Here is a 23,023-nt window from a genome sequence, read left to right on the forward strand (position 1 = left end):
TTTTTCAAAGTAGACTCCTTGTTAAACTTGTTGTTATCAGCAAAACCTGCCGAGTGTATTTGTTTTAGAACGTTTTGCCAATATTGAATGAGAAAATCTCTGTCTCGTCATCTTCATATTCTTTCAGTGGCCAAGCTAAACTGAATACCATAGGTCCCATTGGCGATAACCACTGCACGCTCATACCCCATGAGGCACGTAAGCGTTCTGGATCGCTATAGTCTTCTAACTTAGAGAACTGATCCGCTGGTAAAGTCCGATATGAGTCATAATCAAACTCAGTATCCCATACGTTACCCGCATCAACGAAGAAACTGGTTCGCACTGAGTTAGTGTAAGCTTCATCAAGGAATGGTGTCGGAACAATCATTTCAAAGCTTGCTGTTGCAATGGCGTTACCACCAATTGAACGGCCAGAACTCACCTGAATGGTATTTGGGTCACCAGGTAAACTACAACCATCACCAGAAACATCAGGCGCACATTGCTCACTACCACGGTATAAATAGAACGAACGTGGGCCTACTGAGTTAGACTTAAAGCCACGTAACGAACTGCTACCACCAGAATAATAGTTTTCCCAGAACGGTAAGATTTGATCGTTGTCGTTAAACTGACCATAACCGTTTGAATAACCTAAACGGGCGCGAGCCAATAATACAAACCCATGCTGAGGTGTCAGAGGGAAGTAGAAGTTAGTATCGAAATCCGTTTTAAAGTACTGTAAGTCAGAACCTGGCACGGTCATTTTACCGCTTAAACGTTGCGACGAACCATCTGTCGGGAACGTACCACGGTTAAGTGTGCTGCGGTACCAACCGGCATTCAATTCAAAGTTATCAAAACTTAAGTCTGAATTAGGATCATCCGTTTCACGATACACATTATAGAAACGCAACGCTTGTTCATAAGCAGAGATTTCTGAAATAGTATTATGACGATAACCAATACCACCGTTCAAACGGTTAGATTCGTTAATCGGGAATCCAGAGTTTAACGCTACACCATAAGATTTATTCTTATAGCGCTCAAGGTTAGCCTCGTTGGCATCAAACTCGTTCCAGTAAACGCTACCACCTAAACTGACACCATCCTTAGTAAAGTATGGGTCGGTATAAGACAAGTTGGCACTTTTAGAATATTTGTTAGTGTTGACGCTAAAACCAGCTTGGTTACCAGTACCAAGGAAGTTATTTTGCTCAACGCCAAACTGCAAACTCACACCTGATTCAGTACCATAACCGACACCTGCGTTGAACGAACCTGACGGTTGCTCTTTCACAGTCACTGCGACATCAACTAAATCGTCACTGCCCGGTACTTGAATGGTTTCTGCATCAACAGTTTCGAAATAACCTAAACGGTTAAGACGTAGTTTAGACTGTTCAATTTGAGCAGAATTTAACCACGCACCTTCCATTTGGCGTAATTCGCGGCGCATTACCTCATCTTTGGTAACCGTGTTACCAGTGAAGTTAATTGAGCGAACATACACGCGCTTACCCGGCTTAACATTGATATTGAGTACCACTTCTTTGGTTTCATCATCAATTTCAGGATAGGTTTTAACTTCAGGATAAGCATAACCAAAGCGGCCAAGGTATTTGCTGTACATTTCTTCGGTGAATGTCACATCCGCGCCGTTGTACATATTGCCCGCTTTAATTGGCAAAATAGATCTCATTAACTCTTCGCGACCCATTAGGTCACCAATTAAGTTAACTTCTTTCACCTTGTACTTTTCACCTTCACTCACGTTAATAGTGATGTACAAACCTTTACGGTCTGGTGTCATCGCCACTTGCGTTGAAGTCACTTCAAAGCGAATATAGCCTTGATTATGGTAATAAGTTTTAATAGTTTCTAAGTCAGCTTGTAGCTTTTGCTTTTGGTAGCGACGTTCACCAAATAAATCCCACCATGCCACATAGTCTTTAAGCTCAAGCATACTGATGAGCTCAGAGTCTGAGAACACAGTATTACCTACTACGTTGATTTGACGGATTTCAGCCGCTAAACCTTCGGTAAATTTAAATTTAAGCTCAACACGGTTACGCGGCAAGTTGATGATTTGCGCTTCAACTTTGGCACCGTATTTACCCACACCGTAATAGAAATCTTGCAGGCCTTTTTCAATACCAGACAACATGGTTCTATCAAGTGATTCGCCAGCTTTAACACCAGAACCGTCAAGGCTTTCTTGTAACTGCTCGTCTTTGATATCTTTATTACCGTCAAACGAGATAATACTGATAGTTGGACGTTCTTTAACCGTTACATAGAGTATACCGTCTTCATGACTGACACTGATATTTTCAAAATTGGTTGAACCGTAAAGGCTCTTAATCGCTTGCTGTAATTTAACTTCATCTACCGTGTCACCTACTTTCACAGGTAAACTCAATAGTGCTGCACCGAGAGCAACTCGTTGCAAACCTTCTACTTGGATGTCGGTCACTTCAAAAGGTTGGAAAGACTCTGCCCAACCATTCCCTGAAAAAGACGCGCCGACGAATAACATCGAGGCAAAAATTTTATTAAATCTCATAGAGCACTTCTAATTATTAGTCTGTCCTTGCTCAGAGTCGGGCAAAATCGTTGAATAAGGCTACGCCCATCAACATTAGCAGCAAAGCTGCGCCAAACCTGAATCCTATTTCCTGTACCTTTTCGGGTACAGGCTTACCAGTAATCACTTCTATAAAGTAATACAGCAAGTGTCCCCCATCGAGCACTGGCAGAGGCATTAAATTAATAATACCTAAGTTAACGCTGATGAGCGCGATAAACCCTAGAAAGTACACTAAACCGTAACTTGCACTGGCGCCTGCGCCTTGTGCAATCGAAATAGGACCACTAAGGTTTTTCACCGACACATCGCCGGTAAATAATTTTCCAATCATCTTAAAGCTGACGACAACGAGTTGCCATGTTTTATCAGCTGCAGCGATAACAGAATCTACTATGCCATACTCAAGCTCAAAGCGCATATTATCAGGCCACTGTGCTTGGGTTGGGCTAATTCCGACAATTCCGATAGTTTTACCATCAGAATTTTGTTGTGCTTTTGGCACAACATCAACATTGATTTGTTCGCCTTGACGTATCAATGTCATATTAATATTTTTGTTAGCAGAGCTTTGTACCACATCAACAAACGCATTCCAATCGCTGTATTGAGTGCCATTGATGTTGACGAGTTTATCGCCAATCTTAATGCCCGCTTGCTCTGCCGCACTGTCTTTACTCACTGCCGCAATCGTTGGATCTATCCCTGGGCGAAATATCCCTAAACCGAGTGCGGTAATCGGCGACTCTTTTTCTGGATCGAAAACCCAATTTCGCGTATCGAGTTTGACGGTGCGAACGGGCATATCCATGCCCGACAACGCTGGTAATGGTGCTAGGGATAACTCAATACTGTCATCACCAATATGACCCACTAAGGCTAAATTAACTTCTTCCCAAGTACGTACTGGCTGTCCTGATACCGCTATAATTTGTTGTGGTTCAACCAACTGAATAACACTGGCAGGGCTATTTAACTTAGTACTGTCTATTACCGGCTTAATCGACGGAGTACCAATAAGGTACATGACATATAACGCTACAATTGCAAAAATAAAGTTAGCTATCGGGCCGGCTGATACAATCGCAATACGTTGCCATACCGTTTTACGGTTAAAGGCCTGGCCAAGTAAATGCTCCGGCACGTCTTCAACGCGCTCATCAAGCATTTTGACATAGCCACCTAGTGGGAGCATAGCGACGACATATTCAGTGCCATCTTTACCCACTTTACGCCAAATCGCTTTGCCAAATCCGATAGAGAAACGCTCGACTTTAACACCACAACGACGGGCAACCCAAAAGTGGCCATACTCATGAGCGGTAATTAAAATACCCAACGCGACGATAAAAGAACCTAAGCTCCAAAAAAAATCTATCATTATTTCCCTGAATTAATTTAGTGTGCTGATAACGGACACTGCCGTGGCACGTGCTTGCTCATCAAGCTGTATTATATCTTCAATACTGTCTAAACGTGTTTGTTGCACCGAGTCTAAACAGCGATAATTAACGTTAGCAATATCAGTAAAACGAATGTGACCTTTTAAAAATGAATCGACAGCAATTTCATTGGCCGCATTCAACACTGTGGTCGCTTCCTGACCTTGCTCACAGGCTTGCATCGCTAAGCGTAAACATGGAAAACGGTCAAAGTCAGGTTCACAAAAGCTTAACTGTCCGACTTTGAAAAAATCTAAAGGTTCAACGCCAGCGCCAATTCTTTGCGGATAGCTCATACAATGAGCAATCGGTGTACGCATATCGGGGTTGCCCATTTGTGCAATAACAGAACCATCGCGGTATTGCACCATTGAGTGAATCACGCTTTGAGGATGTATCACTACTTTGAGCTGTTCAGCTTGCGTATTAAACAACCAGCGAGCTTCGATAAACTCTAAGCCTTTATTCATCATGGTGGCTGAATCGACAGAGATTTTAGGCCCCATGGACCAATTAGGGTGATTGCAAGCTTGAACAGGTGTCATCGCACTCAGAGTGGCTAAATCAGTGTTTAAAAACGGTCCACCTGAACCGGTTAATAAAATATGTGATATGCCATTGGCACTTAAGTCACAATAACCGAGTTGCGCTTGGACATTGGTTGGTAAACATTGAAATATGGCATTGTGCTCGCTGTCGACAGGTAGCACTGTCGCACCCGACTGTCTAGCAGTGTGCATAAATAACTCACCCGACATAACCAGAGCTTCTTTGTTGGCTAACAACACCCGCTTACCTGCTTTAACAGCGTCAAATGTCGGTACTAAACCCGCTGCACCAACAATAGCGGCCATAACGGTATCAGTGCGACTGTCGGTCACTAACGCATTTAACGCCTCAGCACCTGTCGTCACTTGAGTGATACATCCACTAGGCAATAACGATTTAAGCTCCATGGCGGCGCTCTCATCCACCATATGAGCATACTCAGGCTGATGAGTGATACACAAAGCCAGCATTTTTTGAACACTGGCATTGGCCACTAATCCATAGACATGAAAATCGGCAGGGTTATTTACCATCACACTTAAGGTGCTAGCGCCAATTGAGCCAGTAGCCCCTAAAATCACCATATTTTGCATTGGCATCACATCCACATGGCTATGTAGATAAAGGTAAACACTGGCAATGCAGCCGTTAGACTGTCGATACGGTCTAAAATACCACCATGACCAGGTAAAATAGTGCCAGAGTCTTTAATATTTGCAGCACGTTTGAACATACTTTCAGACAAGTCACCAAAAGCAGAGGCCAGAGCAGTAACGAGTGTCACCACAATGAGTAAGACTAACTCTTGTTCTGGCGCAACATACATAATGCCCGCAACTACGACCATAGTAGTAATTAAACCACCGGCTAAACCCTCAAGCGTTTTAGCAGGACTCACACTCGGCATCAATTTATGCTTGCCTAACTTACGTCCAGCAAAATAAGCACCGGTGTCAGTCGCCCAAACCACTAACATAACGATAAACACTAATGCACCACCATAATAGGGATGAACGTTACTGCTTAACGATTTGAGAGCGATTAAAGAAGCAAAACACGGGATGAGTGTTAACTGACCAAACATGGATTTCAGCATAGGGCTGTCTTTCCATATTTTGGCACTTTTAGGAAAACTGAACACCAATGCGCTACTGACTATCCACCAAAATACACCAATAGTGATGATGGCCAAATAAATAGGGTGTAATTGGCCTTTAAACCACAACACATCTAAGGGTACTGATAAGTTAAGCGCTATCATTAACAGACCCAGGGTAGCAGTAAAAGACCACTGGGTGACATTACAGCTTGGGTCAATGAAACTGCCCCACTCTTTTGCTGCAATTAAAAACACTGGCACTAACACCCAAGCAAACCAGTTTGCTGGAAGTAAAAATATTGCCCCGAGTACAATTGGGATTAACCACAATGCTGTTATTATTCGTTGTTTTAGCAAAAACTAATCCTCTTAATATTTATATTGCGCGTATCTCTTCAATTTGACTACCCGTCAAACCAAAACGGCGCTGCCGACTGGCAAAAATGGCAATAGCATCACGGAATGCTAGCTCATCAAAGTCAGGCCATAGGGTGTCAGTAAACACCAACTCGGCATAAGCGGCCTGCCATAAAACAAAATTACTAATGCGGTAGTCACCGCCAGTACGGATCATTAAATCAACTTCGCTCTGGTTTTGCATGCACAAATGTTCATTTAATGCTTCTTCGGTCATCTGACTGCTGGTGATTTCGCCACTTTCTACTTTTTCGGCTAATTTTTGTGCAGCCTGTAAGATATCCCAACGTCCGCCATAGTTCGCCGCCACATTTAATATCAGACCAGTATTGCTTGCTGTTTTCTCTTGAGCACCGGCAATTTGTTTCTGTAAACGATTAGAAAACCTGCTGGTATCACCAATAATATTGAGCTTAACTTGGTTTTTATCGAGCAATTTCAATTCACGTTGTAACACCGTAAAAAACAATTCCATCAACAAACTGACTTCTTTATCTGGTCGGCGCCAATTTTCGCTCGAAAATGCAAATAGGGTTAATGATTCAATACCAAGTTGACTTGCAGTACTTACCGCACGGCGCACAGCTTTAACACCGGCTTTATGACCGAAAACCCGGGCTTTACCCTGCAGTTGTGCCCAACGGCCATTACCATCCATAATAATCGCAACATGTTTGGGCAGAGATTGTTTTACTACATCAGATAATTGTCCCGGCAACAATTGCGAAGTCATTTGCTCCGAATCGGCTTTAGGGTCTGATTCAAACTCAACTGTAGACGACATCTACGACAATCCTTTATAAAAACAAACGCCGTGTAGTATACCCTTACACGGCGTGTTAACTCTAGCGTCTAAATTGACAGATTATACTTCCATCAACTCTTTTTCTTTCGCTGCTAGTATTTGATCAATGTTTTTGATTGATGAATCAGTGTGCTTCTGCACTTCATCTTCACTACGGCGAACATCATCTTCAGTACATGCTTTTGCTTTTTCAAGCTTCTTGACTTCACTGATTGCGTCGCGACGAACGTTACGAATGGCAATACGACCATTTTCCGCTTCGTTACGTACCACTTTGATAAAGTCTTTACGACGTTCTTCAGTTAACGAAGGCAACGGAATACGCAAAGTTGCACCTGCAGACATAGGGTTTAAGCCTAAATCTGAACTCATAATCGCCTTTTCTACCGCTTGAACTATCGATCTATCAAATACGTTCACTGTTAGTGTACGAGAGTCTTCAACTCCGACATTAGCCACTTGATTAAGCGGTGACATAGAACCGTAGCAAGACACTTGAATAGAATCTAATAAACTTGGGTGTGCACGACCAGTACGAACTTTCGCCATTTGGTTTTTAGTTGCATCTACGCATTTACCCATGCGCTCTTGCGCATCTAACATAATAGTATCAATCACAATAATTTCCTTTTTGTCACAAATTCATGTGTGTTTGAGCATTAGCCTAAGAATGACACATGCAATAAAACCGCTCAAACAGTTAAATTATATAATATAAATATTTTCTGTGTCTGTGATTAAGCAGGTTGTTTACTGCTAATAATCGTACCTTCTTTCTCACCCATAATAACGCGGCGAAGTGCACCTGGCTTGTTCATATTGAATACAAGAATCGGCATATTATGATCACGTGCCATAGTAAATGCAGCGAGATCCATTACTTTTAATTCTGATTCAAGGACTTCGGCAAAACTAAGCGTGTCATATTTAACCGCTTCAGGGTTTTTCATTGGGTCTGCTGAGTATACACCATCTACTTTTGTGCCTTTGAGTACCACTTCAGCTTCAATCTCAATACCACGTAAACATGCTGCTGAGTCGGTTGTACAAAAAGGATTGCCCGTACCCGCAGCAAAAATAACCACACGACCAGACTTTAATAGGCTAATTGCTTCTGTCCAAGTGTAATCATCGCACACACCTTTAAGTGGGATAGCAGACATAAGGCGGGCATTAACATATGCACGGTGCAAGGCATCACGCATGGCTAAGCCATTCATTACGGTTGCTAACATACCCATGTGATCGCCCACCACGCGGTTCATACCAGCTTTTGCTAAGCCTTCACCACGAAATAGATTACCACCACCAATAACCACGCCAACTTGAATACCAAGTTCAACAAGCTCTTTCACTTCTTGTGCCATACGATCAAGTACTTTAGGGTCAATGCCGAAGCCTTCTTCACCCATTAATGCTTCACCGCTTAATTTAAGCAGAATACGTCTAAACGCTGGTTTTGGATTGGTGCTCATAATTTTCATCCTGATCATAACAAAACCGCAGCGGTTGCTGCGGTCTTAGGGTATTTAGATTAAAGCGATTACGCTTTTTTAGTAGCAGCGATTTGCGCAGCTACTTCAGCAGCGAAATCTTCTGCTTTCTTCTCGATACCTTCACCAACTTCTAAACGAATAAAGCTGGTTACTGTAGCGCCTTTCGATTTAAGCACTTCGCCAACAGTTTTCTTTGGTTCCATGATGAAAGCTTGACCAGTAAGAGAGATCTCACCAGTGAACTTCTTCATACGACCAACAACCATCTTCTCAGCGATTTCAGCAGGCTTGCCTTCATTCATCGCGATTTCGATTTGAAGCGTTTGCTCTCTTTCTACAAGTTCAGCAGGCACATCTTCAGGGTTTACGAAATCTGGCTTAGAAGCAGCTACGTGCATTGCGATATGCTTTAGTGTTTCTTCATCAGCTTCACCCGCAACCACAACACCAATACGATCACCGTGACGGTAAGACGCAAGGTTTGCACCATCGATATACTCAACGCGACGAACGTTGATGTTTTCACCGATTTTAGTTACAAGCGCAACACGAGTTTCTTCAAACTGTGCTTTTAAGTCTTCGATAGACACTTTAGATGCAGCAGCAACATCAAGCACTGCGTTAGCAAATGCTAGGAAGTTTGAGTCTTTTGCAACGAAATCAGTTTGACAGTTAACTTCTAAAAGTGCAGCGAAACCTTCGCCATTCTTGATTAGAATTGTACCGTCAGCAGCGATGTTACCTGCTTTTTTAGCAGCCTTCGCGGCGCCGCTTTTACGCATGTTATCAATCGCTAGTTCGATGTCACCGTCAGTTTCAGTCAGTGCATTCTTACAGTCCATCATGCCAGCGCCAGTGCGGTCACGAAGTTCTTTAACTTGGGCAGCAGTAATTGCCATTGTTAAATCCTCTAATTTAATTCGTCTAATATTGCATTTATAAAACAGGGGCCAAAAGGCCCCTGTTCACCAATTATCTTATTGGCAAATAAGGGGGATGTTAATCATCACGCCTTATTAAACAGCTTCTACGAAACCGTCTTGCTCAGCTTGAACAGCTAAATCTTGACCACGGCCAGCGTTAGCAGCTGCAGCAACAGAAGAAGTGTACAAACGGATAGCACGCATCGCGTCGTCGTTACCAGGAACGATGTAGTTAACACCGTCTGGTGCAGAGTTGGTATCAACAACTGCAACAACTGGAATACCTAGGTTGTTTGCTTCTTTAATAGCGATATGCTCATGGTCAGCACCGATAACGAATAATACGTCAGGTAAACCGCCCATGTTCTTGATTCCGCCTAAAGACTTTTCTAACTTGTCTAATTCGCGTGAACGCATTAACGCTTCTTTCTTAGTTAACTTGTCGAAAGTACCGTCTACAGACTGGCTTTCTAGCTCTTTAAGACGCTTGATTGACTGACGAACAGTTTTCCAGTTAGTTAACATGCCGCCTAACCAACGATGATCAACATAATACTGATCACAAGAAAGTGCAGATGCTTTGATAGCTTCGCCAGCAGCGCGCTTAGTACCTACGAATAATACTTTACCTTTCTTAGAAGCGATGTTGCTAATGAAAGCTAAAGCTTCGTTGAACATTGGTACTGTATGCTCAAGGTTGATGATGTGTACACCATTACGAGCGCCGAAGATGAAAGGCTTCATCTTAGGGTTCCAGTAACGAGTTTGGTGACCGAAGTGAACACCAGCTTGTAGCATGTCGCGCATTGAAACAGTAGTCATTGTATTTACCTTAATGTAAGGGGTTAGACCTCCACGCATCCCATGTTTCGACTTTCTAACTTCCGTTAAGAATGAGAAAGCACCCCGAAAAATGTGTCGATACGTGTGTGATTTAGTATTTAAGTTAATTGCCATGTATAATGACCACCATATTTTACGATTTGCCGAACACAATGTATACCTTGCTAAAAAAAGCAGCGATTGACATTGTATTAACTCGAACCGTACAACAACGATCTTACACATAACGGCGCGCTTTATACCATAAACGGCATGTAAATACAAATTTTTGCCGTAAAATCCTTGGATAAAACAAGCCTATTTTGACCGTCAAAAAGATAGAGAGTTTTTCATGAGTATTGTGATCAAAAATGCAGACGAGATAGAAAAAATGCGTGCAGCGGGTAAATTAGCGGCGCAAGTATTAGAAATGGTAGCTCCACACATTAAGGCTGGAGTGACCACAAATGAATTAGATGAAATCTGTGCTAAATACACCGAAGAGCAAGGTGCTATTTCAGCCCCGTTAAATTATCACGGATTTCCGAAGTCTATTTGTACGTCGGTTAATGAAGTCGTGTGCCACGGTATTCCTTCAGAGTACGTGTTAAAAGAAGGCGATATGATTAACCTTGATATTACTGTCATCAAAGACGGTTATCATGGTGATACCTCGAAAATGTTTTTAATTGGCGAAGTATCAGCAAAAGACAAACGTTTAAGCCGCATTGCCCAAGAAAGCTTGTATTTAGCCATTCGTAAAGTGCGTCCTGGTTTAAAATTAGGCGAAATTGGCACAACCATCGAAAAATTCATCAAAACAAGTAAAACAGGGCTTGATAAGTACTCCATCGTACAAGATTATTGTGGTCATGGTATTGGCACTGGCTTCCACGAAGAACCACAAGTTGTTCATTATAAAAATAATGATAAAACCGTGTTAAGACCCGGTATGTGCTTTACGATAGAACCAATGATCAATGCAGGTCGTCATACTACTGTGTTGGATAAAAGTGATAATTGGACAGTGACAACTTCTGATAGTAAAAACTCAGCACAATGGGAACATACACTTTTAGTGACCCAAACCGGTGTAGAAGTGTTAACTTTGCGTGAAGAAGAAGACTTTCCCCGTATCATTAACCACTAAAGACTCAAATTAGTAAGGACATCAATGAATACTGCGCTGGCCGCCAAAAACGCATTAATTGACTTAAACCAGCGCTTAGTTGAGCAGTACACTGCAAAACACCCTATTGCTGATATTGTTAAACACCGTAGTCAATTTGTTGATGCTTTACTAATACAAACTTGGCGGGATTTTGGCTTACATAATAGCCAGCTTGCCCTAGTTGCCGTTGGCGGCTACGGTCGTGGTGAACTGCATCCCTATTCAGACATTGACTTACTTTTTTTGGTTAACGATGAACAATTATCGCCCGAAACTGAAATTCAGTTAGGGCAATTCATTACCTACCTTTGGGATACTGGGCTTGAAATAGGCCACAGTGTACGCACAGTTGTGCAAACCATTGAACAAGGTAAATCAGACATCACCATTGCCACAAATCTCATTGAAGCCAGATTGCTCACTGGTAATGAATATCTATTTGACGTGTTATACGATGCTATTCGTCAACAAGACTTTTGGCCCTCTTATGACTTTTATAATGCCAAGAAAGATGAACAAACGACTCGTCATAGTAAAGCCAGTGCCTTTGATTTAGAACCTAACATCAAAACCTGCCCCGGCGGATTGCGTGATATTCAAACCATCGCTTGGGTTGCAATGCGCCACTTTGATGCTGCTAAATTAGAAGATTTAGTCGAGCACGATTTTCTTGCGCCAGCCGAATTAGCAGAATTAATTGAATGCCAAAATTTTCTGTGGGAAATCCGTTTTGCACTTCACACCACCGCTAATCGCAACGAAAACCGCTTGTTGTTTGACTTACAGAGACAAGTCGCCAGTTTATTAGGTTACGAGGATGCTACCCAATTAGCCGTCGAACAAATGATGAAGCGCTATTATCGCACGGTACGCCGAGTGATGGAGCTTAATCAAATGCTGTTGCAATTGTTTAAGCGCGCGACATTAGGTCACACTCAAGCACTGGAAATTCAGCCGATAAGCGATGTTTATCAACGGCGTGGACGTTACATTGAAGTATTAGATGACGATTTATTTAGCCGCCAAAACGAAGAAATATTACGCTTATTTCTACTGGTGGCTAAAAACTCAAACATTCAAGAAATTTACGCGCCAACGTTACGATTACTGCGCAATGCTCGTAGAGCATTAACATCACCCTTACAAGAAAACCCCGCATGTCGTAAAGTGTTTATGGAGATCTTAAAACATCCACGGGGTATTACCGCATTTTCATTAATGCACCAGCACGGTATTTTGTCGTCTTACTTACCGGCTTGGCGCAAGATTGAAGGCCAAATGCAGTTTGATTTATTTCATGCTTATACCGTTGACGAACACACCCATAGATTACTGCTCAATATTGATCGTTTTTCACAAGCTGAACAAAAAGATGAATTTCCACTCGGTGCCATCTTAATTAATCAGTTACCGAAAAAAGGTTTGTTAGTTCTCGGGGCCATTTTTCATGATATCGCTAAAGGCCGTGGCGGCGATCACAGCAAATTAGGTTCAAAAGACGCTATCGACTTTTGTAAATTGCATGGCATGAATGATCATGACGGTCGCTTAGTGGCTTGGTTAGTTGAAAATCACTTAGTGATGTCAATCACCGCTCAGCGCAGAGATATTTCAGACCCGGAAGTGATTGCACTATTTGCTGAAAAAGTACGCGATGCTGCACACTTAAGTTATTTGTATTGCCTCACTGTCGCAGATATTTGTGCCACCAATGAGAAAACATGGAATAACTGGAAAGGCTCGTTATTACGTGATTTGTATTTTTCAACTCAACGAGTATTAGCTCGGGGTAAAGAAAAACCTATTGATGCTAAAGCGCGGGTTAAAGAGGTCCAAGCCAAAGCTAAAAAAGAACTTATTCGTCGTGGCCTGAAAGAAAAAGACATGGATGAACTCTGGTCTCGGTTCAAATCTGACTATTTTTTACGTCATCAGCCAACCCAAGTGGCCTGGCATGCTGAGGCCATTCTAAAACATCATCACGACGAACCATTAGTATTAATGTCTAAGCATACAACACGTGGTGGTACGGAGCTGTTTGTCTATAGCAAAGATAAACCAAAACTGTTCGCCACCGTTATGACCGTTTTAGATAACAAAAATATCAATGTGCATGACGCTAACATCATGACATCAAAAGATAACTATGCACTCGACACCTTTGTGATTTTAGAACAAGATGGCGAACCGATTATCCAATTATCACGCATTCAAAGTATCCGCAAAGCACTTGAAAAAGCCTTGGCAAGTGAAAATCCAAAACTGCCGAAGTTTAGAAAACTAGCCCGGATCATGAAACCTTTTAATGTTGCGACTCATGTGAGTTTCTTACCCAGTGCTCGCCATGGTACAAGTATGATGGAATTAATCACTCTCGACACCCCAGGCTTATTAGCCAAAGTAGGTGATACCTTCTACCGTTGTAATGTGACATTATTAGCAGCTAAAATTACCACTATTGGTGAACGTGCAGAAGACTTTTTCATATTAAAAAACCAAAGTGGAACGGCCCTAGATGAGCCACAACAGCAACAATTATCTGATGCGCTAACACTGGCGCTAAAATCATCTAACTAATTTAAACCATAAATTTGTGCAACTAATCATTTAATACCGGGAGAAAACAATGGAGGCTTTACGCCAACGCATTGAAGCAGCATTCGAAACACGTCAAGACATCTCACCTGCAACCGTAGAACCGAGTGTTCGCGCTGATGTTGAAACCGTGATCAATATGCTCGATAAAGGCCAAGTACGCGTTGCTGAAAAAATTGACGGTGAATGGCATGTTCACCAATGGCTTAAAAAGGCGGTACTACTGTCTTTTCGCATTTTTGATAACGGCGTGATTGAAGGTGGCGACACCAAGTATTTCGACAAAGTCCCACAAAAATTTGCCGATTATGACGAAGCTCGTTTTAAAGCAGAAGGTATTCGTGTTGTGCCACCCGCAACGGTTCGCAAAGGCTCATTTATCGGTAAAAATACCGTATTGATGCCATCTTACGTTAACCTTGGTGCCTATGTTGATGAAGGTACTATGGTTGATACATGGGCTACTGTTGGTTCGTGTGCGCAGATTGGTAAAAACGTACACTTATCTGGCGGTGTTGGTATTGGCGGTGTTTTAGAGCCATTACAAGCAGGTCCAACCATTATTGAAGACAACTGTTTTATTGGTGCTCGCAGCGAAATCGTTGAAGGTGTTGTGGTTGAAGAAGGCAGCGTCATTTCAATGGGCGTTTACATTGGCCAAAGCACGCGAATTTTTGATCGTGAAACCGGTGAAGTACATTACGGTCGTGTTCCTGCTGGATCGGTTGTCGTATCAGGTAACCTACCATCGGCTTGTGGCACATACAGCTTGTATGCAGCGATTATTGTCAAAAAAGTTGATGCTAAAACCCGCGGTAAAGTGGGTATCAATGAACTATTACGTATCGTTGATTAATTTTATTATCCAACGATAATCTACAAAAGGCTCCTAGGAGCCTTTTTTGTTACTGTTAAATCATCCATTAAATAAAAAATATAAGTTCCAAAAAATAACATTAACTCATCAAATCAATAGTATAACTAATTAGATCTTGCTTGTGCATTCACCAATAATGCATTGGCTAATATTCGCCAGGTTAACATTCCAATCACCAACTGCTTGTCATTTTGAACAATCAAATAATTAACATTACTTTTTTCCATCGTCCGTTGAGCATCGTTCAAAATGGTACGATCGTTAATCATATTTATTTTATGTTCCATCACTTGATGTACACGTTTATTCAGCAAGCTTCTATCCGCTGCACGTTCTGCTGCTGTATTTAAAAATGGGCTGTGCCAAAATGCTAAAACGTTATTATCAACCACGCCGATTGGGCTACGATTTTTTTCTGACAGTACCACGGCCACATCCATTTTAGCTTTTTTCATCATAGACTCAGCATGTTCAAGAGTATGATACTCCTCTAAAAAAACAACTGGGGCTAATGACAAAGTGCTAACATATTCTTCTTGTTTAAAGTCTTCGACAGCCAAAATATCAATACAGGTATCAACAACGACCTCATCGAATATTATGCCTCTGCCTTTTAATAACTCTTGGGTTAACACCTCCATTCCGAGCGATGGCCGATAAGGTCGATGGCTAAGAATCGAATCAGCAACGTCGGCTACAGCAATGATCTTGGCTTCAAGTATAATGTCATCCGCTTTCAACCCTTTGGGATAACCTGAACCGTCTAAGCGTTCATGATGTTGAAGGATCATTTGCTTAATAGGCCAAGGAAACTCCACTTCATCAACAATTAAAGCGCCTTGCTCAGGGTGTTGTTTAACCAAGCCAAACTCAGCATCACTTAACCGTGAGGGTTTAGATAGAATCTGGCTTGGAATGGCCAACTTACCGATATCGTGGATCAATGATCCCAGTTTTAATCCTTCCAATACTTCATGTGTTAAGCCCATTTTCTCGCCAATAAGATAGCTTAACTGCGCAACCGACTTTTGATGCCCCGCGGTGTAAGCATCTTTTAACTCTAGCGCTTCTGAAATGGCACCAATCAACTGCACCAAAATAAGGGTCATCTTTTCTTTTTGCATTTTAATAATGCTAGATTGTCTCGATACCGCTTTCATGGTGCGAGGTAATTCGACGCTGTGCCACAAAATAGTCGCAAAAATACTTAACGATTTGGCATCTACTTGGGTATAAGGTTTATCTCGATTGCCAACGCCGATAATGCCAACGAGTTTTTTGCGATAATGAATCGGCACACAAAGATGATTACTAAAGGCAAAAAAACCTTGTTGTTGCGAGCGATTCTCAGAAATACTGGCTAATTCATTATGCACCATCGATTTACGGGTTTGGATGGTTTCGGCCCAAATACCAGAATCTGCTTTATAGGTTTGTTGTTTTGTAATCGTAAAGTATTTACTGACGTTTTCACTCCATGTGGTTCGCACTATTTGATTGTTTTTCTCATCAAACATATGCAGATAACCCACATTAGATTGAGTCAGTGAAAGTGCCTGTTTTAATGACGTAGCAAACACCATATCACCGCTGGCATTAATCACTTCTTCGATTTGATTTAGCCAATCATCACTAGACTGGATCGCTTGATGATAATCAGGATGTAAATCAGATAACCAAGCTTTATCGAGTTCGATTTCTATGAAGGTAACACACCAATGCTCACTGCTTTCTTCTATCGGGGTGACAGTCGCTTGTAATGCATGCCCTTTATCATCAACAAAATTGATCAGTTGTGAAGAAAGATGATTGGTAAGATCTATTTGCTCATGAGTAAGCATTGAAAAAGCATTCGATAATGGTTGTTTTAGAATAGCCGAGATGGGTTTATTGACTAATTTGTATAGCGGTTCACTTAGCTTAATTAATTCAAGCCTATCATTAAGAATGCCCCAACAGAGCCCAACTGTTTTAGGTAATTCTGAAGGTTTTAAGAAAAAATTAGCTTTTTGTAACATCCAGTTTCCCGTTTCTTACTTATACAGACTAAAAATATCAATTCCAATAGAATACAGCATAGCAAATTTCTAATAGATAAGTTGATACAGTAACTTACAGGAACCACTCATCTTTATTTATCTTTAAAGATAACACCATTTGATTTAACGTCAAATGATGTATATCTACAAACTTTAAAACACGACCGTTTTATTACCGTACACCACAACTTGTTCATTTAATACCAATTGCAGTGCTTTACTTAATACGCTTTTTTCAACGTCACGGCCATTATGGGCTAATTCTTCTGCGCTATAACTGTGATCAACTGAAATGACATCTTGTTTAATAATCGGCCCTTCGTCCAAGTGGTTGTTCACAAAGTGTGCTGTTGCACCAATAATTTTAACACCACGATCCCACGCTTGTTTATAAGGTGATGCGCCAATGAATGCGGGTAAAAAAGAATGATGAATATTAATAATTTTATCTGCAAATGCTGTTACAAACTCGGGTGTTAATACTCGCATATATTTAGCGAGTACAACAAAGTCAGGATCATAGGGTTTTATCACTTTAAGCATGGCTTGTTCATGCTCCTGACGGTTTAAACCTTCATGACTAACATAATGAAATGGAATATCAAACTTTTCAGTTAATGGCTGCAACACATCATAATTGCCTACCACAGCGGCAATCTCAACATCTAAACCGCCATAATAAGACTTCATCAAAATATCGCCTAAACAATGGGCTTCTTTTGTCACCATGATCACGATACGTTTTTTACCCATATCCACTAATTTCATGTGATTTTTAGCTGGCAATACTTCACGTAATTCATTCAGTAGGCGTTCATCATCAAACACCCCTTCAAGCTCCGCACGCATAAAAAAGCGGCCTTGAGTGTGGTCAACAAATTCGGTGTTTTTAATAATGTTTAATTGATGAGCAAAACATACGTTGGTGATTTTAGCTATCAACCCCTGAGCATCAGCACAATCGGTTATTAGCACTTTACGTTGTAAATTAGCTGGGGTAAAAATAGTTTTATCTTGATGACTCACGCGTACAACTCCTCTTAAAATACTGTTTTACAGTGTGCCATTTAAAAAGATTTTTGGGTGATGTTTTTAATGATAAATGCTCATAAAAGAGAAATATTCTTGCTTTAGATACAAAACTCTCAAATATGTATGACAAGTTAAGCAACAACTATTATGGCTTAATGAAACAACCGTCCGTACTAACGCCGAGAATCTAAATATTTTTGCAGCAATTTACGTAATGTTTCAGCCTTAGTGCCATAAACAACTTGTACACCTTTGCCCATAACAACCACGCCTTTAGCTCCTAAACGCATTAGTCTAGCTTTATCGATTAAATTGGCTTGATTAACACTTATACGTAAGCGGGTTAAACAGGCATTAATCTCAACAATATTCTCGCGTCCGCCCAATGCAGAAATCATAGCCCGCAAGCTCTCTTTAGGCTCTGCAGGTAAATCACTTTGCTCGATTCGGCCAGGTGTTTTTAAATTGAACGCTAAAATACTGGCCCTAAAAATGGCATAATAGATTACTGTGGTAAGCGGGCCCAATATCCAAATCCAATGAGTATTAGCAGAGCGAGAAAACAATAAGGTGAAATCTACCAGCCCATGAGAGAACACGATGCTGTGATGAACTTCTAGTAAAATACACACGCTGTAAGCTATGCCCGTGAGTAATGCATGCACAATAAACAAAATTGGCGCGACAAACATAAAGGCAAATTCTATCGGCTCTGTCACCCCGGTTAACCAACTAGCTGTCGCCGCTGATAACATAATCCCCGCAACTCTGTTACGCTCAGACTTATCTGCACAACGCCAAATCGCTAATGCTGCCGCGGGTAAGCCCCACATTTTAATCAAATAGCCACCAGCAAGATTTCCCGCCAATGGATCGCCGGCCAAATAACGCGCCACCTCACCCCGAACGACTGTACCTTGATTAATGTACTGCCCTACTTCAAGATAAAATGGTGCATTCCAAATATGATGCAACCCTAGTGGAATTAATAAGCGTTCAACCGTTCCGTAAACCCCAAAAGCAATAGCGGGGTCTTGATATACAGCCCAATCAGAAAGGAGTTCAATAATATGCGACAAGGGTGGCCAAACATGCACAAGTAAATAAGCCAGTGCCATAGACAGGGGTATAGTAATTATTGGTGCACTGCGACGACCTTCGAAAAATGAAAAAATAGCAGGAAATTTAACATGTTGACTAAGATTGACAGCTAAACATGTCATCGCACCGACTAACATTCCGCCAGCGATACCAGTGTCAATCGTTTGCATGCCCCAGAGCGGTCGCGATACCAGGCCATAAATATCTGTTAGGGCACCCATCGTGGACAAAAACACCCCGAAACCAAAAACAGCTGAAAATGCTGCAATGCCTTGATCTCGACAAAAACCAATCGCTACAGCAACACTAAACAGCAAAGGCATCATGGTAAAAACCAGATTGCCTACAGCAGAAAATACTGTATTTAATTCTGCAGGGATAAATGGCAACGGGTTAACCGTCAACCCTAACATCACCCCCGCAGCAGGTAAAATAGCAATAGGTATGAGCAGTGCTTGACTCAGGCGCTGTGCGAATTTAAACCATTGTTGCGTAAAAAAACTTACGCTACGTTTACCGATATGACGGCGTTGTGCCAAGTGGCTATCCATGTTTTAGCTTCTATTTCTGGTTCCATTGTTTCACAGGCATCAATTTCTAATCGTTCAGTCAGCGGTTTGGCACCCAACTCGGTTAACAACTCATCAAATTGTTTTATCGCCCCACAAAAAGTGTCATAGCTCGAATCGCCTAACCCAATTAGGCTGTATTGCAATAATGGTAAATACGGTGCACTGGATTTAAGTTCATTAAACCAAGAAGACATATCCTCGGGTATATCACCTTGCCCTGTGGTTGATGACACTACTATGAGTAGTTCATCTTGAGGTGGTATAAAACCAGATAATTCATTGGGTTGCCAAAGCTTAGTTGTAAACCCTAATTTTGCAATCGCTTTAGTCACTGTTTCGGCTGTAAATTGTGCGCTACCATAAACGGTACCAAAAACAACATTGACCTTTTTCATGGTATACTTTCCCCTTAAATGTAATACGATATAAAAGACCTTGAGTCTTAGTGACTTACCTTACTGTATTGTTTGAGTCTCTCGCAAGTGTCTTTATAAAGTAATTTAAATCGATATGGTCAACATCAGTTGCCCCAAATGAAATAGCGCAATAACGGAATCAACACGATGCGACAAGTGAGCAGAAAGCGAAGACTAAAACTACAACATAAATTCGCCCACATTCGTCGTAACTATTATTTCCACATCGAACAAAAGCAGCACGAACCCATACCGCATATCCCCGAATTTGAAAAGCTTAAAGCCTTGCTTGCAGACCGAATGAATTAACTTAATAATATACTTGGCATTGAGGATAATTGATCATCATCCCAGCCAAATGCGTTAAAAACATTCAACCATTCAGCTTCTAACTCTGTTTCAATATGCATTGATTGCTGGGTTACCGGATGCACAAACTGCAGGCTTTTTGCAATCAACCACAAACGGTTAATACCGAAGTGTTCGCGAAAGAACTTATTTTGTTTACCATCACCATGGGTTGTATCACCAACAATTGGATGACGTAAATGTGCCATATGACGACGTAATTGATGCTTGCGGCCTGTATGAGGGCTTAATCTTACCAAACCGTAACGGCTGGAAGGATAACGACCAGAACTAAACGGTATTTCGGTATTCAATAATGGTTGATAATCCGTCACGGCTTCTTGTGCGGCTTTGTTGGGATCAACATGCTTATCGCCTAAATCATCAAATTCCTGTTTTAGGGCATAATCTAGCGTGCCAGACTCATGCATATTGCCACGGACTATGGCTAAGTAGTGTTTTTTGATACTGTGATCAGCAAATTGCTCACATAATGCCCGAGCCACCTCACTAGACTTGGCAAACAGCAATACTCCGGATGTTGGTCTATCTAGGCGGTGCACCGGAAAAACATGGCAGCCCACTAAATCACGAGTCATCTGCATCGCAAAAAAACGCTCTCTACGGGCTAAATAACTACGATGAACCAACAAACCAGCAGGCTTATGGATAGCAACTAGGTGCTCGTCTTCAAATAGAATGTCGATATGGGGAGGTTGTAAATCACTGTCTAATTCAGTATCTGCAGTAGAGGTCTCATCCATGTATTCTGAGCCTATTGGTTCACATAAGTCATCGTTATCTAATGAGTATTCAGCATCGTTATCTTTTAAGATCATTTGTTATCACTTTACTTATTTTGTATTGGCCAACTCAGTATTGGCTTAATTTTTTTGTTGGAATGTGGTGGTGTTTGTCATTCGCTTAACGCTGACTGAGCAAAGTATCAAATTGTTGTAATTGAGCAATCAGAACATCACCATAGTGCATACCTTGCCACACATGCTCGGCCATAGGCGCTAATGCCATATTGGTCGGTAAAGGTTGTCGTTGCGCAATAAGCTCGGTCATCTTTGGAATAAAAATAAACTGCAACCATTGCTCGAATGCCATTACATCACAGCAAAAAGGTGCAGTACTCGCCATAACAGATGCAGGAGGTGAGATATCAGACCATAGCTGAAATTCCTTAAGCAATTGTTCTAATTTAACTAAATAATTTTGACTGGCTAAATAAAGCATAAAAATGAACGACAACATAAAGGCTAAGTCGGAGTATGATATCATTTAGCCCATTGAATACCCATCCAACTTCTTTGATTTAGTGACGACCCCATGACCGAGATAACCACCTTAAGCCAGTTTCTGACGACCGCAAATACACAATTCCAAATATACGATTTAGGTCGCCGAGTGCAACATATCGATATGTTAGCTTTTCAGCAAATTGATTCTTTACTGGCACCGTATCCTTATCCTATTCAAGGCCATGCACAGTTTGCGATCGTATTTTGGCAACAAGAACAATTACCTTATATTTGGTTTGTAAAGTTACCTCTAGATGAGCAAGGTTTATTATCACCTGCGCCTCGAACTCAGTTTATTAAAATGATTTTAGAAGCCCTAGGTCGTAATCCAACCCAAGCATTAACCGATGTACAGCAAGAACAATTAGCCAATCATCCTTTCAGCTTTAAGCCTAATCAGCACAAACTGGCGTTATTTAATGCATTGGTCAGACTTCAGCTTGGTCAACCCGCATCGAGCCAATATGAATTTGCGGCACAGTATTTGTCTGGCCAAGCAGCGCAAAACACATGGCCACTACTGGGTTTACAAGGTTTAGCCGATATTTGCGTTCGCGCACATCAATTCAACCATCTTGATGACATTATAAATGCACTTGATAATGCACCTATTGAAGTGCAAGCCGCCCTTTGCCAATGCTTAGAACACATTAATATTGATAAACGCCTTGCCGAGTACTTATTTAATCAATTAGAACAAGCTGAAGACCATATAAAAGTAATGTATTTAGCGGCATTAGCATCTGATGTTCAATACAGTACGACAGCCATTAACCAGCTCAATGAACAACAACATTTAGACGACAACACGCTAATAACAATTGCAGCACGTAACTGGTTAGCGTTAAAAGATGATGCCACTCGTAAACACTATTTAGAAGCGCTAGCAAAACAGCCTCAGCACTTCTTTAATCAAGTATTTGCTGATATCGTGGCAATACCCAGCTTACGTTCTGGATTATTAGCCGACTTAAGGCATCCAGACAGAAGCGTTCAATTAGCAACCGCAATTGGCGGATTATTTAGAGCTACCAGCCTATGATGACTGATTTTTTATTAATTGTTGCTTTAGTTGTCGTTGCTGCTTTTTTTTGGCAACTTCGACAAATGGCAGAATTAAGCCGAACGATTACAGAGCAAGCCTGTAAAAAGCAAAACGTACAACTACTGGCTATTGCAATGGAATCAGCCCGTCCGAGTATTGGTGGCAGTACTGGCATTTGTTGGAAAGCAACATTCATGTTCGAGTTTAGCACCGATGGTATTAACCAATATCGCGGCCATATTTTAATGCATGGTAATCGAGCCAAAAAAATTGAATGGCCAATTTTCCCTGAACCAGAATGGATGGATGCACCAATGGCGAGCGGTAAATTTGGCAGTTGTGGCAGCAGTAAAAGCTGTGATTCTGGTAAATGCCACTAATATCATTATTTATTAGTC

General features: G+C 41.4%; 21 protein-coding genes. 6 read left to right on the forward strand and 15 right to left on the reverse strand.

The window, feature by feature from the left end; translation table 11 throughout:
* Positions 1–64: 64 nt before the first annotated feature.
* The 9 genes from bamA to rpsB form a co-directional block, all read right to left on the reverse strand.
* Complete coding sequence (gene bamA / locus AAEY98_RS10035; RefSeq protein WP_351016699.1) at positions 65–2,548, reverse strand: outer membrane protein assembly factor BamA; 2,484 nt, start codon at positions 2,546–2,548, stop codon at positions 65–67.
* A gap of 31 nt (positions 2,549–2,579) precedes the next feature.
* On the reverse strand, positions 2,580–3,950 hold the full coding sequence (rseP, locus tag AAEY98_RS10040) for a sigma E protease regulator RseP (protein WP_351016702.1): 1,371 nt from the start codon (positions 3,948–3,950) through the stop codon (positions 2,580–2,582).
* A gap of 12 nt (positions 3,951–3,962) precedes the next feature.
* Positions 3,963–5,153 carry a 1-deoxy-D-xylulose-5-phosphate reductoisomerase gene (gene ispC, locus AAEY98_RS10045; RefSeq protein ID WP_192115299.1) on the reverse strand — a complete coding sequence of 397 codons (1,191 nt, stop codon included), beginning with the start codon at positions 5,151–5,153 and terminating at the stop codon, positions 3,963–3,965.
* A gap of 5 nt (positions 5,154–5,158) precedes the next feature.
* Positions 5,159–6,016: a phosphatidate cytidylyltransferase gene (locus AAEY98_RS10050; RefSeq protein ID WP_351016705.1), complete on the reverse strand. Its 858-nt coding sequence runs from the start codon at positions 6,014–6,016 to the stop codon at positions 5,159–5,161.
* A gap of 19 nt (positions 6,017–6,035) precedes the next feature.
* Positions 6,036–6,860: a polyprenyl diphosphate synthase gene (gene uppS / locus AAEY98_RS10055; RefSeq protein WP_011636748.1), complete on the reverse strand. Its 825-nt coding sequence runs from the start codon at positions 6,858–6,860 to the stop codon at positions 6,036–6,038.
* Between the two features lie 81 nt (positions 6,861–6,941).
* Positions 6,942–7,484, reverse strand: coding sequence for a ribosome recycling factor (frr, locus tag AAEY98_RS10060; RefSeq protein WP_101087203.1), 543 nt, complete (start codon positions 7,482–7,484; stop codon positions 6,942–6,944).
* Positions 7,485–7,618: 134 nt separating this feature from the next.
* On the reverse strand, positions 7,619–8,356 hold the full coding sequence (gene pyrH / locus AAEY98_RS10065) for a UMP kinase (protein ID WP_011636746.1): 738 nt from the start codon (positions 8,354–8,356) through the stop codon (positions 7,619–7,621).
* A 68-nt stretch (positions 8,357–8,424) separates the two neighbouring features.
* A complete protein-coding gene (tsf, locus tag AAEY98_RS10070; protein ID WP_162023508.1) occupies positions 8,425–9,276 on the reverse strand; it encodes a translation elongation factor Ts in 852 nt (283 codons plus the stop codon).
* A 117-nt stretch (positions 9,277–9,393) separates the two neighbouring features.
* Positions 9,394–10,122 carry a 30S ribosomal protein S2 gene (rpsB, locus tag AAEY98_RS10075; protein WP_011636744.1) on the reverse strand — a complete coding sequence of 243 codons (729 nt, stop codon included), beginning with the start codon at positions 10,120–10,122 and terminating at the stop codon, positions 9,394–9,396.
* Between the two features lie 352 nt (positions 10,123–10,474).
* Here rpsB and map point away from each other — a divergent pair, with 352 nt between their 5' ends.
* The 3 genes from map to dapD are packed head-to-tail and all read left to right on the forward strand — an operon-like array spanning position 10,475 to position 14,744.
* Positions 10,475–11,272, forward strand: coding sequence for a type I methionyl aminopeptidase (gene map / locus AAEY98_RS10080; protein WP_101086631.1), 798 nt, complete (start codon positions 10,475–10,477; stop codon positions 11,270–11,272).
* A gap of 24 nt (positions 11,273–11,296) precedes the next feature.
* A complete protein-coding gene (gene glnD, locus AAEY98_RS10085; RefSeq protein ID WP_351016708.1) occupies positions 11,297–13,870 on the forward strand; it encodes a bifunctional uridylyltransferase/uridylyl-removing protein GlnD in 2,574 nt (857 codons plus the stop codon).
* Positions 13,871–13,919: 49 nt separating this feature from the next.
* The gene (gene dapD, locus AAEY98_RS10090) at positions 13,920–14,744 is read left to right on the forward strand and encodes a 2,3,4,5-tetrahydropyridine-2,6-dicarboxylate N-succinyltransferase (RefSeq protein ID WP_101086629.1); all 825 of its coding nucleotides are present in this window, start codon (positions 13,920–13,922) and stop codon (positions 14,742–14,744) included.
* Positions 14,745–14,869: 125 nt separating this feature from the next.
* Here dapD and AAEY98_RS10095 read toward each other — a convergent pair whose 3' ends face one another.
* From AAEY98_RS10095 to AAEY98_RS10110, 4 genes are all read right to left on the reverse strand, one after another.
* Positions 14,870–16,783 (reverse strand): HD domain-containing phosphohydrolase, encoded by a 1,914-nt coding sequence (locus AAEY98_RS10095; protein ID WP_351016711.1) that lies wholly within the window; start codon positions 16,781–16,783, stop codon positions 14,870–14,872.
* 174 nt (positions 16,784–16,957) lie between these two features.
* Entirely contained in the window at positions 16,958–17,830 is an 873-nt protein-coding gene (gene purU / locus AAEY98_RS10100) for a formyltetrahydrofolate deformylase (RefSeq protein WP_174839644.1), read from the reverse strand.
* Between the two features lie 179 nt (positions 17,831–18,009).
* Positions 18,010–19,488 carry a PTS transporter subunit EIIC gene (locus tag AAEY98_RS10105; RefSeq protein ID WP_351016714.1) on the reverse strand — a complete coding sequence of 493 codons (1,479 nt, stop codon included), beginning with the start codon at positions 19,486–19,488 and terminating at the stop codon, positions 18,010–18,012.
* Positions 19,440–19,904 (reverse strand): flavodoxin, encoded by a 465-nt coding sequence (locus AAEY98_RS10110; RefSeq protein WP_351016717.1) that lies wholly within the window; start codon positions 19,902–19,904, stop codon positions 19,440–19,442. Before AAEY98_RS10110 ends, AAEY98_RS10105 begins: the two co-directional genes overlap by 49 nt.
* Positions 19,905–20,072: 168 nt before the next feature.
* Here AAEY98_RS10110 and AAEY98_RS10115 point away from each other — a divergent pair, with 168 nt between their 5' ends.
* Positions 20,073–20,234, forward strand: a complete 162-nt coding sequence (locus tag AAEY98_RS10115; RefSeq protein WP_351016720.1) for a hypothetical protein — start codon at positions 20,073–20,075, stop codon at positions 20,232–20,234.
* Here AAEY98_RS10115 and truC read toward each other — a convergent pair.
* Together truC and AAEY98_RS10125 are read right to left on the reverse strand one after the other, a co-directional pair.
* Positions 20,231–21,037: a tRNA pseudouridine(65) synthase TruC gene (gene truC, locus AAEY98_RS10120; RefSeq protein ID WP_182744735.1), complete on the reverse strand. Its 807-nt coding sequence runs from the start codon at positions 21,035–21,037 to the stop codon at positions 20,231–20,233. The genes AAEY98_RS10115 and truC overlap by 4 nt on opposite strands.
* A gap of 160 nt (positions 21,038–21,197) precedes the next feature.
* Complete coding sequence (locus tag AAEY98_RS10125) at positions 21,198–21,560, reverse strand: YqcC family protein (RefSeq protein WP_101086623.1); 363 nt, start codon at positions 21,558–21,560, stop codon at positions 21,198–21,200.
* Positions 21,561–21,608: 48 nt separating this feature from the next.
* On the opposite strand from AAEY98_RS10125, the gene AAEY98_RS10130 reads away from it, so the two are divergent.
* Both AAEY98_RS10130 and AAEY98_RS10135 read left to right on the forward strand, forming a co-directional pair.
* Positions 21,609–22,622 carry a DUF3549 family protein gene (locus AAEY98_RS10130; protein WP_351016723.1) on the forward strand — a complete coding sequence of 338 codons (1,014 nt, stop codon included), beginning with the start codon at positions 21,609–21,611 and terminating at the stop codon, positions 22,620–22,622.
* A complete protein-coding gene (locus tag AAEY98_RS10135; RefSeq protein WP_101086621.1) occupies positions 22,619–23,005 on the forward strand; it encodes a DUF3301 domain-containing protein in 387 nt (128 codons plus the stop codon). Before AAEY98_RS10130 ends, AAEY98_RS10135 begins: the two co-directional genes overlap by 4 nt.
* The last annotated feature ends 18 nt before the right edge of the window (positions 23,006–23,023 follow it).

The organism is Shewanella sp. AC91-MNA-CIBAN-0169 (assembly GCF_040310165.1).
Taxonomy (GTDB): Bacteria; Pseudomonadota; Gammaproteobacteria; order Enterobacterales; family Shewanellaceae; genus Shewanella.

Excerpts from the sequence above, each read along its gene's own strand:
- bamA (WP_351016699.1), bottom strand. The coding sequence starts at position 2,548 with ATGAGATTTAATAAAATTTTTGCCTCGATGTTATTCGTCGGCGCGTCT.
- rseP (WP_351016702.1), bottom strand. The coding sequence starts at position 3,950 with ATGATAGATTTTTTTTGGAGCTTAGGTTCTTTTATCGTCGCGTTGGGT.
- ispC (WP_192115299.1), bottom strand. The coding sequence starts at position 5,153 with ATGCAAAATATGGTGATTTTAGGGGCTACTGGCTCAATTGGCGCTAGC.
- uppS (WP_011636748.1), bottom strand. The coding sequence starts at position 6,860 with ATGTCGTCTACAGTTGAGTTTGAATCAGACCCTAAAGCCGATTCGGAG.
- frr (WP_101087203.1), bottom strand. The coding sequence starts at position 7,484 with ATGTTAGATGCGCAAGAGCGCATGGGTAAATGCGTAGATGCAACTAAA.
- pyrH (WP_011636746.1), bottom strand. The coding sequence starts at position 8,356 with ATGAGCACCAATCCAAAACCAGCGTTTAGACGTATTCTGCTTAAATTA.
- tsf (WP_162023508.1), bottom strand. The coding sequence starts at position 9,276 with ATGGCAATTACTGCTGCCCAAGTTAAAGAACTTCGTGACCGCACTGGC.
- rpsB (WP_011636744.1), bottom strand. The coding sequence starts at position 10,122 with ATGACTACTGTTTCAATGCGCGACATGCTACAAGCTGGTGTTCACTTC.
- map (WP_101086631.1), top strand. The coding sequence starts at position 10,475 with ATGAGTATTGTGATCAAAAATGCAGACGAGATAGAAAAAATGCGTGCA.
- glnD (WP_351016708.1), top strand. The coding sequence starts at position 11,297 with ATGAATACTGCGCTGGCCGCCAAAAACGCATTAATTGACTTAAACCAG.
- dapD (WP_101086629.1), top strand. The coding sequence starts at position 13,920 with ATGGAGGCTTTACGCCAACGCATTGAAGCAGCATTCGAAACACGTCAA.
- AAEY98_RS10095 (WP_351016711.1), bottom strand. The coding sequence starts at position 16,783 with ATGTTACAAAAAGCTAATTTTTTCTTAAAACCTTCAGAATTACCTAAA.
- AAEY98_RS10105 (WP_351016714.1), bottom strand. The coding sequence starts at position 19,488 with ATGGATAGCCACTTGGCACAACGCCGTCATATCGGTAAACGTAGCGTA.
- AAEY98_RS10110 (WP_351016717.1), bottom strand. The coding sequence starts at position 19,904 with ATGAAAAAGGTCAATGTTGTTTTTGGTACCGTTTATGGTAGCGCACAA.
- AAEY98_RS10115 (WP_351016720.1), top strand. The coding sequence starts at position 20,073 with ATGCGACAAGTGAGCAGAAAGCGAAGACTAAAACTACAACATAAATTC.
- truC (WP_182744735.1), bottom strand. The coding sequence starts at position 21,037 with ATGGATGAGACCTCTACTGCAGATACTGAATTAGACAGTGATTTACAA.
- AAEY98_RS10125 (WP_101086623.1), bottom strand. The coding sequence starts at position 21,560 with ATGATATCATACTCCGACTTAGCCTTTATGTTGTCGTTCATTTTTATG.
- AAEY98_RS10130 (WP_351016723.1), top strand. The coding sequence starts at position 21,609 with ATGACCGAGATAACCACCTTAAGCCAGTTTCTGACGACCGCAAATACA.
- AAEY98_RS10135 (WP_101086621.1), top strand. The coding sequence starts at position 22,619 with ATGATGACTGATTTTTTATTAATTGTTGCTTTAGTTGTCGTTGCTGCT.